We start from the raw sequence: 13,990 nt of genomic DNA on the forward strand, positions 1-13,990 counted from the left end.
CTGCATCACCCACCAAGGCTCACCAAGCATGCGGCTCACGGCCGATGTCAGTGCCTCGCGCTACGGTGAGATTGACCCGCAACTATAACTAAAGACGCGCCTCGGGCGCAGGAGATGAACCACATGGCACCGACCACCAAAGAAGGACAGCGCGCCGAGCTGCACAAGACGATCTGGCGCATCGCGAACGACCTTCGCGGCTCCGTCGACGGCTGGGACTTCAAGTCCTACGTTCTCGGCATGCTCTTCTATCGGTTTATCTCCGAGAACCTCACCGCCTACATCAACAAGAGCGAACGCGAAGCAGGCGACCCGAGCTTCGACTACGCCTTGCTCGGTGACGCCCAGGCAGAGTTCGGACGCAAGGAAACGGTCGAGGAAAAGGGCTTCTACATCCTCCCCTCCGAACTCTTCCAGAACGTCCGCAAGCGCGCCGCGAGCGACCCCAACCTGAACGAGACCCTCGCCCGCGTGTTCAAGAACATCGAAGGATCTGCTGTCGGCACCGACGCCGAAGACGACCTCAAAGGCCTGTTCGACGACCTCGACGTCAACAGCTCCAAACTCGGGGGCACCGTCGCCAAACGCAACGAGAAACTCGTCAAGCTGCTGGATGCGATCGGTGACCTGCCGCTGGGGAACTTTGAGGACAACTCGATCGACCTGTTCGGTGACGCCTACGAGTACCTCATGCAGATGTACGCCTCAAGCGCAGGTAAATCCGGTGGCGAGTACTACACACCCCAGGAAGTGTCCGAGCTTCTCGCCCGCATCACCGTGGTCGGTAAGACACAGGTGAACAAGGTCTATGACCCCGCCGTCGGATCCGGATCGCTCCTGCTGAAGTTCGCGAAAGTCCTCGGCAAAGAAAATGTGCGACAGGGCTTCTTTGGTCAGGAGATCAACCTGACCACCTACAACCTCGCCAGGATCAACATGTTCCTGCACGACATCAACTACGAGAAGTTCAATCTCGCCCACGGCGACACCCTCACCGACCCCGCCCATTGGGACGATGAGCCGTTCGAAGCGATCGTCTCCAACCCGCCGTACTCGATCAAATGGGATGGCGACGCCAACCCGCTCCTGATCAACGACCCACGTTTCGCGCCCGCCGGCGTGCTCGCACCAAAGTCGAAGGCCGACCTTGCCTTCACGATGCACATCCTCTCGTGGCTCGCCGTCAACGGCACCGCGGCCATCGTCGAGTTCCCCGGCGTGCTCTACCGAGGCGGCGCGGAACGGAAGATCCGCAAGTACCTCATCGACAACAACTACGTCGACGCCGTCATCCAGCTCCCACCGGACCTGTTCTTCGGCACCACGATCGCAACCTGCATCATCGTGCTCAAGAAATCCAAGACCGACAACGCCGTACTCTTCATCGACGCATCCGACCAGTTCAAACGCACCGGCAACAAGAACAAACTCACCGAAGCCAACCAGCAACACATCCTCGACACCTTCACAGCCCGGGAAAGCGTCGACCATGTCGCCAAGCTCGTGCCGAACGAAGACATCGCCGCCAACGACTACAACATCGCCGTCTCCTCCTACGTCGAACAAGAAGACACCCGCGAGGTCATCGACATCACCGAACTGAACGCCGAGATCGCCCGCATCGTCGCCCGACAACAAGAACTCCGCGCCTCAATCGACGAAATCGTCGCCGACCTGGAGGGCACCAAGTGAGCCGCGTCGACGAACTGATCGCAAAGCTCGCTCCGCAAGGAGTCCAGTTCAAGAAGCTCGGAGATGTTGCGCAGATTGCGGGACGGAATGTCCAACCTTCAGCGATGGGCGATGCCCCGGTGACTATCTTTAGTTTGCCGTCTTTCGATCACGGTATGACGCCGGAGGTTCTGACAGGCACAGAAGTTGGGTCCGCGAAGACAAGGCTCTCCAAGCCTGTCGTTCTTGCTGCGAAACTGAACCCGCACATTCCCCGCGTTTGGAGGCTGGAGGTCATTCCAGAGAGGGCGTTTTGCTCGCCAGAATTTTATCCGATCGAGCCTGACGCGACATCGCTAGAGATCGGATTCCTATACTACCTCATTTTGAGCAAGATGTCCTGGCTTGCTGGAACCGTAACAGGCAGCACAAATAGCCACAAGCGACTACAACGCGAGGACTATCTGAACCTGGAAGTCCCTGTGCCGCCTCTCGAGGTGCAGCGGGAGATCGTGCGAATATTGGATCAGTTCACTCAGCTGGAAGCGGAGCTGGAAGCGGAGCTCGAGGCTCGACGCTGCCAGTATGATTACTACGCTGCCCAACTGCTCTCAGTCGATGGTGATGTTCCGCGCGTGAAGTTTGGCGATATCGCGAGGATCGTTCGTGGCGCATCCCCGCGCCCGATTCAGAAGTTTCTCACCGATGACCCGCGGGGCGTGCCTTGGATCAAGATCGGCGACGTTCCTGCCGGAGGCAAGTACATCACGGGAACAGCGCAGAAGGTCACGCCTGAGGGCGCCGCCAAATCCAGACGCGTGACACCCGGAGACTTCGTTCTCTCGAACTCCATGAGCTTTGGGCGGCCATACGTCTCGAAGATCGAGGGGTACATCCACGACGGCTGGCTTGCCATCAGCGACTTCGAAGACTCCTACGTTCGTGACTACCTCTATTACCTGCTGCGGTCGGGTCCCGTGCAAGACGAGTTCGCGCGCAAGGCCGGTGCGGGCACAGTCAAGAACCTGAACGCCGAGATCGTGCGCTCGGTAGTTATCCCCATGCCGCCACGCGAGCAGCAAGAGCGCGTGGTGGATCTCCTGGATCGCTTCGACGCACTAGTGAACGACATCAGCGTCGGGCTCCCTGCCGAACTGCATGCTCGCCGAACGCAGTACGAGCACTACCGCGACCGACTGCTGACGTTCAAGGAGGCCAAATAGACAATGGAGCATCACGAGACAATCGACAGCCTGTGTGATTACCTGTCGACGGGCGCATCGGGTTCTCGTAGCACTCTAATCTATGCGCCAAACACGATTGGTAAGACGCGGTTGGCTCAACAAATGAAAGACCGTGATCCCGACGGGGTGGTTCTATATAACTCGTATGTCGAGGATGTTTTCAGCTGGGACAACGAGCGAGTAGTGCTCAAGATGAATCTCGAAGCAGAACTACTGAAGACGATCGAAACTCAGGGTCTCGATGGGGCGATTGTCGACAATTTCAAAAGTCTCACCGATGGCAAGATCGAGCCTCTGATCGACTTCGCTCGTGGCGAAGTTGTCTTTGGTGTTTACGCCGGAGATGACAGCACTACCGACGGCATCAAAATATCGCGAGCGGAGGAGAGCATCTTTGTGTGGTGTGTCTACTACTCCGTGCTGAGCGAGGCGGTGGAAACCCTTGCTGATAGCGAAGATCTGCGCTCGACCACAGATTACGATGGGCTAACACTCGCCGTGATTGATGATCCAGTGTCATCCATGGATGACGTGCGAATCGTTTCTGTCGCGCTCGCCTTAGCTGGCCTCATTAAGTTTGCGGGAGATCATGACCTCAGGTTCTTGGTCACGACCCATCACGCACTCTTCTTCAATGTTCTGTTCAATTCCCTCCGTCGGAAGAGTGACCACGCGTATGTTCTTGCGCGAGAACCAGTCGCCGGATGGACACTCAGTAAACAGTCGAAGGACACTCCTTTCAGTTATCACCTTGGGGTCATTAACGATATCCAGCAGGCGATTCTGGGGAACTCGGTTCAACGGGGACACTTCAATCAGTTCCGAGCTCTTCTTGAGAAGACGGCCAACTTTCTCGGGCATACGGGAGGTTGGGGAGATCTGCTGACCGGACCTGATGCGGCTCTGCTGACGAAGGTTCTCAACCTCTACAGCCATGATCGGTTCGCGGATCTGGATTCTGCCGAGGTGGCAGTGGAATACAAGGATGCTTTGAGGGGTGAGTTTCAGGAGTTCCTGAAGACGTTCAGATGGGCGGCCACGGCATGAGCGACGGCACTCCAAGCAAGTACGATCCGATCGCTATCTCGGCGGAGAGCACTGTCGTCGCTGAGTATACGCCCGATCCGAAGCAGTCGGGGTCGTATCAGTCGGAGGCGGATCTTGAACGCGAGATGATCCGGCTCCTGGAGTCGCAGGCCTACGAGTATCTTCCGGTCACCTCTGAGGCCCAGCTCGTCGCGAATCTCCGCACGCAGCTCGAGGCGCTCAACCAGATCGCGTTCAGCGACACCGAGTGGGATCAGTTCTTCAACGAGAAGATAGCGGGCAAGAACGACGGCATCGTCGAGAAGACCGTCCGCGTCCAGGAGGATCACGTCCAGCTCCTGACCCGTGATGACGGGTCGACGAAGAACATCCGGCTGCTCGACAAGGCGAACATCCACAACAACCGCCTGCAAGTGATCAACCAGTACGAGATCGACCAGGCCGATGGCGGTGCGAAGTACGCCAACCGCTACGACGTGACCGTGCTGGTCAACGGCCTGCCGATGGTGCACATCGAGCTCAAACGCCGCGGGGTGGATCTTCGGGAAGCGTTCAACCAGATCAACCGCTACCAGCGCGACAGCTTCTGGGCAGGCTCCGGCCTGTTCGAGTATGTGCAGCTGTTCGTGATCAGCAACGGCACGTTGACGAAGTACTACTCCAACAGCACCCGCAATGCGGTGGTCAAGGAAAGCAGCAAGAACGCCAAGCGGGGACGCCAGACATCGAACAGCTTCGAGTTCACCTCCTGGTGGGCTGACGCCCAGAACAAGCCGATCACCGACCTGACGTCGTTCGTGAAGACGTTCTTCGCCAAGCACTCGCTGCTCAACATACTGACCCGCTACTGCGTGCTCACCGCCGATCGGTTGCTGTTGGTGATGCGGCCGTATCAGATCGTCGCTACCGAGCGGATCCTGCAGAAGATCGAGATCGCCACCAATTACAAGAGTCTCGGCACTGTCGAGGCAGGTGGCTATGTGTGGCACACCACGGGGTCGGGCAAGACCCTGACTTCGTTCAAGACCGCGCAGCTCGCATCGAAGCTGGAGTCGGTCGACAAGGTGCTGTTCGTGGTGGACCGCAAAGACCTGGACTACCAGACCATGCGTGAGTACGACCGCTTCGAGAAAGGGGCGGCGAACTCCAACACCTCAACTTCGGTGCTGAAGCGGCAACTCGAGGACCCGAACGCTCGGATCATCATCACCACGATCCAGAAGCTCTCGACCTTCATCAAGGCCAACAAGGGCCACCAGGTCTTCTCCAGCCACGCGGTCATCATTTTCGATGAGTGTCACCGCTCGCAGTTCGGTGACATGCACACCGCCATCAAAAAAGCTTTCAAGCGTTACAATCTGTTCGGATTCACAGGGACGCCGATCTTTTCGGCCAACGCGAGCAGCGGCAGCAACCCCAAGCTCAAGACCACCGAGCAGGCGTTCGGCGATAAGCTCCACACCTACACGATTGTCGATGCGATCACCGACAAGAACGTCCTGCCGTTCCGTATTGACTACATCAACACCGTCAAGATTGGGAACCCCGACGACAAGCAAGTCTCGGCCATCGACTCAGAGAAGGCACTACTCGATCCGCGTCGTCTCGGTGAGATCGTCAAGTACATTCTGGAGCACTTCGACCAGAAGACCCGCCGCTCATCCACCTACTCCCACTCAGTAGTCACCAACGTCGGCGACGTGGTGAAGACCCGACGCAAGGCCGAAGAGTTCAAGGAGCAGCGCCGGGTCCGCGGGTTCAACGCGCTGTTTGCCACCGCGTCGATTGACGCGGCGCAGCGCTACTACCTGGAGTTCAAGAAGCAGCAAGCCGACCTCACGCCAGACAAGCGCCTCAAGATCGGAGTCATCTACTCCTACGGCGCCAACGACGCCTCCGATGACGGCATCCTCGACGACGAGGCCTTCGACACCGACGGCCTCAGCGGTGACGCACGTTCGTTCCTCGAAGAAGCGATCAAGGACTACAACGGCCACTTCGGCACCAGCTACGACACCAGCGCCGACAAGTTCCAGAACTACTACAAGGACCTGTCGCAGCGGATGAAGAACCGCGAGATCGATCTGGTCATCGTGGTCAACATGTTCCTCACCGGCTTCGACGCCACCACGATGAACACGCTGTTCGTCGACAAGAACCTCCGCGCACACGGCCTGATCCAGGCGTACTCGCGCACCAACCGTATCCTGAACTCGGTCAAGACCTACGGCAACATCGTCTCCTTCCGCGATCTGGAAGAGGCGACGAACGACGCGATGGCGTTGTTCGGCAACGAGGACGCCAAGGGCGTGGTCATCCTGAAGCCCTATGGCGACTACTACGCCGAGTACTCCGACCGGGCCAACGAGCTGCTGACCAAGTTCCCGCTGGGGGATCAGATCGTCGGCGAGGCAGCGCAGAAAGAGTTCATTGCGCTCTTCGGTGCGATCCTGCGGCTGCAGAACATCCTGACCTCGTTCGATGAGTTCGCGGGCAACGAGATCCTCACCGAACGCCAGAGCCAGGACTACCGCTCGGTCTACCTCAACCTCTACGCCGACTTCCGCAAGGACGACGCCGCTGAGAAGGAAGCGATCAACGACGACGTCGTCTTCGAGATCGAGCTGATCAAGCAGGTCGAGATCAACGTCGACTACATCCTCATGCTCGTCGAGAAGTGGCGCGAGGCTCGCGGCAACGGCTCCGACAAGGAGATGGACGCCGTCATGGAGATCCAACGTGCTGTCGACTCCAGCCCGTCACTCCGGAGCAAGCGCGACCTCATCATGGACTTCGTCGACCGCGTCTCGATTAACGGGGAGATCGACCACGAATGGCGCGCCTACGTCGATGCGAAGCGGGAAGCCGAACTGGAGGCGATCATCGCCGACGAGAGCCTCAAGCCTGACGAAACTCGATCTTTCGTCGAACATGCGTTCCGCGACGGTTCAATCCCTACCACCGGTACCGCGGTCACCAAGATCCTCCCGCCCGCCTCTCGCTTCTCCGCGAGTGGTAGTCACGGCGAGAAGAAGGCCCGCGTGCTGACTCGGCTTGGCGAATTCTTCGACCGCTTCTTCGGGCTGAGTGCTGGATCGGGTGACTGACGTGGCTGCGCTCGATAACACTGCCAGGTTGAAGTTGGAGTCGTTGTTCGGCATGGGCGGCGGCTACGTCCTCGACCTGACCAACGCAACCTTCGCCACGTTCGTCCGCACTTCGATCGGCATCGATCCGTATGAGAAGTACGGCGATGACCTATCGAAGGCAAAGCTGCTCCGCGCCATCTGGGAGGGCGAGTCCGCAGCCGAGGTCGCCAAGCTCAACCTCGACCTGCTCGAGCACTGGCGCGTGACCAAGCTGCTCGCGGGCTCGGAGCCCACTCCATCCGAGGAGACGTTGCGTCAGGAGCTGATCGAGTACCTCACGCCGATGGCCTCGGCTCCCAGTTCAGCCCAGCAGGAGAGTGGTGCTCCCGTGACGTTCACGACCGAGGCATCGGTCACGGCGAACAAGATCCACATCGAGATCCACGAGGACATCTACAACCACATCGGCCAATACCTCGCGACCGGCGACTACTTCCACGGCGTCGAGGAGTCCTACAAGCTTGTGCGCGAGAAGCTTCGCGAGGTCACGGGTAAGGAGAAGGCTTCTGACGTCTTCAACAACAGCGCCCAGAGCGACGCGCACTACAAGGCGCTGTTCGGCAAGGCCAAGCCCACGACCGACGCAGAAGCCGACTTCTTCCGTGGCATCGGCTACCTCCACCTCGGCGTCCAGCACCTGCGCAACGAGAAGGCCCATACCCCCGCGACACCGATGGAGCCGAACCTAGCGATCCACTACGTCTCGCTCGCGAGTCTCGCCTATGACCTCATCACCCGTTACGTCAGCGAGGACACGATCAACGAGATCGAAGCGATCGTTCTCGCGAAGCGGCGAGGCTATCGATCGGCTTCGGCGTTCTATCGCGACTTCGAGAATGGACGATGGCTTCAGTCCCTTGATCTGCCGGTGAACCTCGAGTCGTCATCCGTCCGAAAGGTGCTCAAGAAGAAGTGGCTCGACGACGCCGACTTCACGCGAAGCTACGACCACAGCAACGTGGTTCTGATGCAGCTCGAGCTCGTGGCGACCGAGCTCACGAAGGACGACATCGACCGCCTCCTCGAGTTGCCGACCGTCGACTCCTATGGGAACGATCAGCAGGCCGGAATGCTCCCGTTCCTCGAGTACATCGAGCAGCAGTACACCGACAAGCTCTCCGCCAAGGCGAAGCGGTGGATGCAGGAACGGGCCGAGCGGTGATGGCGCGATCGACGATTTTGCCCGTTGTGGAGCGAGTGGCCGAGGGATGAGCGACCTGCTCCGCGAGGTCATCGACTTCAACATCAAGACGTCGCGCGACTTCAATGGGCTTGCCCTTCGCGCTGACAGTCGGGCGTCGCGCATCGATGAGGCCATTGACCTGACGAGGCGCGGGCTGGTCCAGGTGGTTACGGGCGAGGACTACCTGAACCCGCACATCAGGCCATGGCAATCCCGTCGCACGATCGAGTCCCAGATCGCCTCGCTGGATGCGCTCGCCGCGGGCGACCTCTCGGGGGCTGCCTGCTTGTACCCAACGGCTACCGGAATGAAAGGCGTCCGTCTGCCGAAGCGCTACGTCGGTCGACCCTACGAGCAGGAGCTGGCGAAGGGGCGAGGCGTCCTCGAGCTCGCATACTTCACGACTGATGTGCTTGAGCCGTACCGGAACGATCCCCGGTATCACTGCCGGATTGGCGACTTCAGCGTCTACATGAGCGTCACGGACGACGTATACGGCGACGAGGGCGAACCGGAGAAGGACAAGGTCTCGCTCCAGCACATGGGATTCGCGTACGACCTCAGCAGATATACGGCGGGCGACGAGGCGTCGCCGATTCTCCGTCGGGTAGCTGCGTTCATCGGCGACCTCGCCAAGTTGTCGCCCGAGCACCAGCAGCGGTGGAAGACCTACCAAATTGCCGATGATGGGCTGAGCCCGCATCCGGAGTGGTGGGCGAACCAGATGGGCAACTGGACCGACGGGATCGGGCCGTTCGGTCGCATGTCGTTGGAGCTCGGGCAGATCAACGAACTCTTCGAGAACATCGCCGGTGAGCGATTGTTTGCGGTCGAGAAGACACCCGACGAGTACGGCTGGATCCTGCGACCGTCGCAGCGTGATTGGGACGAGTTCATTCGAGAAACGGACAAGCTGCTGTCCGAGAATCTGCGTCACGCAGCGTTCGACGCTCTCGCCGTGGGCGATCGAGACGACCAGGGTCAGAAGCTCGGCACGATTAAGCGACTTGAGTTGCTGATGGCCAAGACCCAGGTCCCCGATGAGGCGATCACGCGCTACTTGAAGCCGCTCCGCGAGGTGCGGAAGGCGCGGCAGAAGCCTGCCCATGCGTTGCGCGTGAATCTTACTGATAAGACGCTTGTCCATCGGCAGGTCAACCTCCTGAGAGGGATCAACGAATCGCTCGTCAACATGGCTGGGTGGCTCTCGCAGCACCCGAGCAATCGTGGCTACAAGTTCAAGGACGAAGGTTTGACCGACTTCCGCATGTGACTCGACGGAATGGGGGCACCGCTGTGCGCGTTGATGTCGTTGCGCCCTTCACCGACCAACGGAGTTGAATCTTGAGCCGTCATCCTGACAATCCCTACTGGTGCGACAACCACGATCAGCCGCTCATGATCCAGACCCGTGAGGATTGGGACAGGGCGCTCGCGCAGGGGCACATCACCCCGGAGCACCTGATCTCGCGGCTCGAGAACATCGCGACCCACCACTTCGGGCGGGAGGGCGCGATTGGCTTCGATGACGAGGGATTCGTCGTCTCGCTCGTCGCTGGCAGCATTTTGGTCGAGTGCGGCGTGAAGATTCGGGTCAACCCGCTCGATCACGACCCTCCGCACGCGCACGTCGAACTCCGATCGCACCCGGGCGTGAAGTTCCGCTTCAATCTCGTAACCGGGGCGCTCATGGATCCTGTCCCGAAGGGTCTGAGCGCGAAGAAGGTGCGCGACCTGCAGGCCGCGGTCCATGAGAACGGGGCGCGGCTCGCTGGCATGTGGGCTGAGTATCAGAGCGTTTCTGCCGAGCTGGGCTGAGGTCAGCGGTCGCGTCCATGAGTGTCTCGCAGCTGGACGCCCTCGGTCCGCAGATAGTTCAGCACCGACTTCGGGGAGAAGCGGGTCTGCTCAGAAACGCCCACCAGCGATAGGCCCGAGCCGTACAGCTCGACGACCTGGGCGATCTCCTCGGGAGTCGCTGGCTGCCGCCGGAGATCGACACCGTGGGCCTTGAGGCGCAAGGACACGGTCTGCCGTGCGCAGCGGAACTCAGCGGCGAGCTCGTTGACGTTGGCGCCCTCGAGGTAGCGTTCGGCCATGACTGCAACCTGCTCAGGGCTCAGGCGATTTTGCCGTTGACGTAGAGGGCCTCTTCGTTCATAGCCAGGCGCAGGTTGAGCGGACGGGGAGGGCTCCCAGTCCCGCGCCAACAGAGGCGCCCATTTGTTTGTATCAAGACTCGATAGGGCCACGTAAGTGTCCGTATCAAAACGCGCGACATGAGAACAAGCACTGGTTTCGCGGGTTGAAGACTCCTAGCGGCGGCAGCCTGAGGCTGCCGCCGCTTTTTGTACGCCAAGCGCAGCGTGATGCTGGATCGCGCCCTCTTGCAGTGCGCGTGAGCGCAGCGTCTTGAATGGCTCGGCGTTCTCGGTTTCGATGTGCCCGTCGGCGCGCACCAGGATGCGCTCGTAGAACGCTTGGTTGAGCAGCTTCTTGACGTGCTCGGGCGCGTTGGCATAGACGGCCTGGGCGTTGGTCATGAGCTGCAGAGCCAGGTCGATGCGCTCGGATACTTCGGTCAGGCCGCGGTTCAGGGCTTCTCGGCGTTGTTCGATCTGTGTCTGCTGGCTGCTGATGCGTGCGTGTTCGTTTTTTGAGGGTGTCGAGGTCGATGGCATCCGCGTAGTGGGCTTGGAGCAGCTTGGCGCGTTCTCGTTCGAGCTTGTCGGTCTCTCGCTTGAGTTGGGCTTGCTCCTGCTCGGTGTCGCGGGCGTCTTCGCGCAGCAGTGTGGTGACCAGTTCGGTGACAGCAGCTCGCAGGTCAGCGGGGATGGTGTTGTGGCAGTAGTCTTCGGTGACCTTCTTCTCGATCTCGCTGATGAGCACGACTGGCATGCGGCAGTCGGTCTTCTTGTTGTGTTTCCCGACGCAGCCGAAGTATTTGTAGTACTCGCCGGTGGAGGAGCGGGCGTTCATGACGATCATCCGGCTCTCGCATAGGCCGCAGTACACGGTGGACCGCAGCCAGTGGGGGTGTTTGCGGGTGCGTTCACCGTTGGTGTGCGCGGCGCGAACTGCCTGCACCTTGTCCCAGGTGACGGCATTGACCAGCGGCTCATGTTGCCCGCGATACTGCATGCCTTTGTAGGTGACGATGCCTTTGAAGTAGGGGTTGGCGAAACAACGCAGCAGTGTGAACCGCCCCGGCGAGTCTGGAGAGCTGATTCGTTGGAAGGATCACTCTCATGGCACGACCTTCGAAGTACTCCGCGGAGCTGCGTGAGCGCGCGGTGCGGATGGTGATGGAGTCCCGGCGGGACTATCCGCACGAGGCGGCGGCGATCAGGTCGGTCGCGTCCAAACTCGGGATCACCTCGCCAGAGTCGCTGCGCAAGTGGGTGCGGCAGGCCGAGGTCGACGGCGGTACCCGTCCGGGCAAGACCAGCGAGGAGATCGCTGAGATCAAGAACCTCAAGAAAGAGGTGGCCGAGCTTCGGCGGGCCAATGAGATCTTGAAGGCGGCCTCGGCTTTCTTCGCGTCAATGTCAAAGTGATGCTGCCCGATCGGGGTTCGCTCGTTTCTTCGCTGCCCCGGTTGCCGTGGTGATCGGTGGCTTGTCTCCGATGTGCGGCCTCGGTCGGGTGCCCTGGCGTCGGGGGGTGCGTGGCTTGATAGGAGCCTGCCTGCGACGACGTTCGTGCTGAATTGAGGCGTGCCCGCCTCGCTGGCGGCAGGGCCTTGGACAGTCCGTCGACGGTAGGAGGTTCTGGGATGGTCATGATTGGCACCGACTCGCACAAGCGCACCCACACGATGGTGGCCCTCGATGAGGTGGGACGAAGGCTCGGCACCAAGACGGTGAGCACGAACGCCGAGGGCCACCTGGCGTTGGTCGAGTGGTCCGCGCAGTTCGCTGACCACGACGAGCACGGCGTCAGGTTCGCGCTAGAGGACTGCCGCCACCTCACTCGACGGCTCGAGTCCGACCTCCTCGCTGCGGGTCAGCGGGTGCTGCGGGTCCCGACCCGGCTCATGGCCGGTGCTCGCCGCAGCAGTCGTGAGCCCGGGAAGTCTGACCCGATCGACGCCGAAGCCGTGGCGTTGGCCGCGCTGCGTCACGCGGACCTGCCCGCGGCCGAGCTCGACGGACCGGCACGAGAGGTCAAACTGCTCTCTGATCACCGCCATGACTTGGTGGTTCAGCGATCCCGCATCGCCCAACAGGTGCGCTGGCACCTGCACGAACTGAATCCGGATCTGATGATCCCCAGCCGTGGCCTGCGTCGACAGAACGTCGTCCGCGAGCTCTTGGCCGAACTAGACCGTTTCGACGGTGTCGTGGCGCGACTTGCGCGGCGACACTTGCTGCGTTGTCAGGAACTGACAACGCAGATCAACAACCTCGAGCGTGAGCTGCGAGATCTGGTCCGACAGCTCGCGCCGTCGCTGCTTGAGATCCCTGGCTGTGGCGTTCTGTCCGCAGCCGTCATCGTTGGTGAGACCGCTGGTGTTCACCGCTTCCGCGATAAGAGCGCCTACGCCAGGTTCACCGGCACAGCACCCGTGCCGGTCTGGTCGGGTTCCAGCGCCGGCAAGGTTCGGCTCAACCGAGGCGGTAACCGATCTGTCAACTGCGCCCTGCACATGATCGCGGTGACCCAGGCCCGCGGAGTGGGGCCGGGCCGTCCCTACCTCGACAAGCAGCTCGCCCGTGGGAAGGACCGCGTTGCCGCGCTTAGGCTGCTGCGTCGGCGCCTGTCCGATGTCGTCTTCACCGCGCTGCGCGCCGACCTGCGCGCATCCCAGCGAACCGTCTCGGCACCCCTTCAACTCGCGGCTTGACATAGGAGCATCGCCGAACTCGACCGCCCCAACAGGTTCTGATCGACTTCATCACCGCTCACAAGGAGGAGTTCGGGGTCGAGCCGATCTCTCGCGTGCTTGCAGAGCACGGGATCAAGATCGCCCCGTCCACCTTCTACGAGGTGATCGCACGGCGACCCTCGAAACGGCAGACCCGCGACAGCGAACTGGTCGCGTTGATCGAGTCCGAGCGCGCCCGGCAGAAGCTGTTGGTGAGGTTCGGAGCGAGAAAGATGTGGCTCCACCTACGTGGGAAGGGCCATGAGGTGGCCCGGTGCACGATCGAGCGGCTCTACCGCGAGCAGGGCTGGGTCGGGGCGCTGCGGTTGAAGAAGGTCTGCACCACCATCGGCGACCCCGCCGCCGCACGGCCGCTCGACCTGGTGGACCGGCAGTTCTGGGCCAGCCGACCGAATCAGTTGTGGGTGGCCGACTTCACCTACGTTGCGACCTGGGCCGGCACGGTCTACGTCGCCTTCGTCTTCGACGTCTTCTCCCGCCGGATCGTGGGATGGCGAGCAGCGACGAGGATGAGGACCGATCTGGTGCTCGACACGCTCGAGCACGCGATCTGGACGCGGCGCCAGGCCGGGATCACCAACTTGACCGGGCTGATCCATCACACCGACGCTGGCTCCCAATACGTCAGTTTCGCCTTCACCCAACGGCTCGTCGACGAGGGCGTCGACCCGTCCGTTGGGTCGGCGGGCGATGCCTACGATTGTGAGACTGTCGATCGTCTCCTGGCGGCCTGACTCTTGCTGACGACTGACCCCGAAGTCTGGGTGTCCTGGCTGTTGATCTGTCGTCCGCCAGGAGGCGCTTCATC

12 protein-coding genes and 1 pseudogene are annotated in these 13,990 nt (G+C 60.9%); 11 read left to right on the forward strand and 2 right to left on the reverse strand.

What is annotated here, in order from left to right; all coding sequences use genetic code 11:
• The first annotated feature begins 123 nt into the window (after positions 1-123).
• The 7 genes from BHE97_RS14480 to BHE97_RS14510 all read left to right on the forward strand — a co-directional run bounded on the left by BHE97_RS14480 (position 124) and on the right by BHE97_RS14510 (position 10,112).
• Positions 124-1,692: a type I restriction-modification system subunit M gene (locus tag BHE97_RS14480; protein WP_087624741.1), complete on the forward strand. Its 1,569-nt coding sequence runs from the start codon at positions 124-126 to the stop codon at positions 1,690-1,692.
• Complete coding sequence (locus BHE97_RS14485) at positions 1,689-2,894, forward strand: restriction endonuclease subunit S (protein WP_087624742.1); 1,206 nt, start codon at positions 1,689-1,691, stop codon at positions 2,892-2,894. The genes BHE97_RS14480 and BHE97_RS14485 overlap by 4 nt, the downstream gene beginning before the upstream one ends.
• A gap of 3 nt (positions 2,895-2,897) precedes the next feature.
• Positions 2,898-3,962, forward strand: coding sequence for a hypothetical protein (locus tag BHE97_RS14490; protein ID WP_140400171.1), 1,065 nt, complete (start codon positions 2,898-2,900; stop codon positions 3,960-3,962).
• A complete protein-coding gene (locus tag BHE97_RS14495; protein WP_087624755.1) occupies positions 3,959-7,069 on the forward strand; it encodes a type I restriction endonuclease subunit R in 3,111 nt (1,036 codons plus the stop codon). The genes BHE97_RS14490 and BHE97_RS14495 overlap by 4 nt, the downstream gene beginning before the upstream one ends.
• A 1-nt stretch (position 7,070) precedes the next feature.
• On the forward strand, positions 7,071-8,273 hold the full coding sequence (locus BHE97_RS14500) for a TIGR02391 family protein (RefSeq protein ID WP_087624744.1): 1,203 nt from the start codon (positions 7,071-7,073) through the stop codon (positions 8,271-8,273).
• 46 nt (positions 8,274-8,319) lie between these two features.
• On the forward strand, positions 8,320-9,567 hold the full coding sequence (locus BHE97_RS14505; RefSeq protein WP_087624745.1) for a hypothetical protein: 1,248 nt from the start codon (positions 8,320-8,322) through the stop codon (positions 9,565-9,567).
• Positions 9,568-9,692: 125 nt separating this feature from the next.
• Complete coding sequence (locus BHE97_RS14510; RefSeq protein ID WP_087624746.1) at positions 9,693-10,112, forward strand: DUF4160 domain-containing protein; 420 nt, start codon at positions 9,693-9,695, stop codon at positions 10,110-10,112.
• A gap of 2 nt (positions 10,113-10,114) precedes the next feature.
• On the opposite strand, the gene BHE97_RS14515 is transcribed toward BHE97_RS14510, so the two are convergent.
• Both BHE97_RS14515 and BHE97_RS20760 read right to left on the reverse strand, forming a co-directional pair.
• Positions 10,115-10,393 (reverse strand): hypothetical protein, encoded by a 279-nt coding sequence (locus tag BHE97_RS14515; protein ID WP_087624747.1) that lies wholly within the window; start codon positions 10,391-10,393, stop codon positions 10,115-10,117.
• A gap of 216 nt (positions 10,394-10,609) precedes the next feature.
• Complete coding sequence (locus BHE97_RS20760) at positions 10,610-10,975, reverse strand: hypothetical protein (RefSeq protein ID WP_236757708.1); 366 nt, start codon at positions 10,973-10,975, stop codon at positions 10,610-10,612.
• Positions 10,976-10,982: 7 nt separating this feature from the next.
• Between BHE97_RS20760 and BHE97_RS20765 the strand changes: the two genes are divergently transcribed.
• The 4 genes and pseudogenes from BHE97_RS20765 to BHE97_RS14535 all read left to right on the forward strand — a co-directional run bounded on the left by BHE97_RS20765 (position 10,983) and on the right by BHE97_RS14535 (position 13,916).
• Complete coding sequence (locus BHE97_RS20765) at positions 10,983-11,297, forward strand: hypothetical protein (protein ID WP_236757709.1); 315 nt, start codon at positions 10,983-10,985, stop codon at positions 11,295-11,297.
• Between the two features lie 245 nt (positions 11,298-11,542).
• A pseudogene (locus tag BHE97_RS14525) lies at positions 11,543-11,830 on the forward strand (transposase); the annotation flags it as partial.
• A 239-nt stretch (positions 11,831-12,069) separates the two neighbouring features.
• Positions 12,070-13,140, forward strand: coding sequence for an IS110 family transposase (locus BHE97_RS14530; RefSeq protein WP_087624750.1), 1,071 nt, complete (start codon positions 12,070-12,072; stop codon positions 13,138-13,140).
• A gap of 38 nt (positions 13,141-13,178) precedes the next feature.
• A complete protein-coding gene (locus tag BHE97_RS14535) occupies positions 13,179-13,916 on the forward strand; it encodes an IS3 family transposase (protein ID WP_140400173.1) in 738 nt (245 codons plus the stop codon).
• Positions 13,917-13,990: the final 74 nt, after the last annotated feature.

The sequence above is a fragment of the Aeromicrobium sp. PE09-221 genome, from assembly GCF_002174305.1.
Taxonomy (GTDB): Bacteria; Actinomycetota; Actinomycetes; order Propionibacteriales; family Nocardioidaceae; genus Aeromicrobium.

Excerpts from the sequence above, each read along its gene's own strand:
- BHE97_RS20760 (WP_236757708.1), bottom strand. The coding sequence starts at position 10,975 with ATGCCATCGACCTCGACACCCTCAAAAAACGAACACGCACGCATCAGC.
- BHE97_RS14490 (WP_140400171.1), top strand. The coding sequence starts at position 2,898 with ATGGAGCATCACGAGACAATCGACAGCCTGTGTGATTACCTGTCGACG.
- BHE97_RS14505 (WP_087624745.1), top strand. The coding sequence starts at position 8,320 with ATGAGCGACCTGCTCCGCGAGGTCATCGACTTCAACATCAAGACGTCG.
- BHE97_RS14510 (WP_087624746.1), top strand. The coding sequence starts at position 9,693 with ATGATCCAGACCCGTGAGGATTGGGACAGGGCGCTCGCGCAGGGGCAC.
- BHE97_RS14480 (WP_087624741.1), top strand. The coding sequence starts at position 124 with ATGGCACCGACCACCAAAGAAGGACAGCGCGCCGAGCTGCACAAGACG.
- BHE97_RS14515 (WP_087624747.1), bottom strand. The coding sequence starts at position 10,393 with ATGGCCGAACGCTACCTCGAGGGCGCCAACGTCAACGAGCTCGCCGCT.
- BHE97_RS14495 (WP_087624755.1), top strand. The coding sequence starts at position 3,959 with ATGAGCGACGGCACTCCAAGCAAGTACGATCCGATCGCTATCTCGGCG.
- BHE97_RS14530 (WP_087624750.1), top strand. The coding sequence starts at position 12,070 with ATGGTCATGATTGGCACCGACTCGCACAAGCGCACCCACACGATGGTG.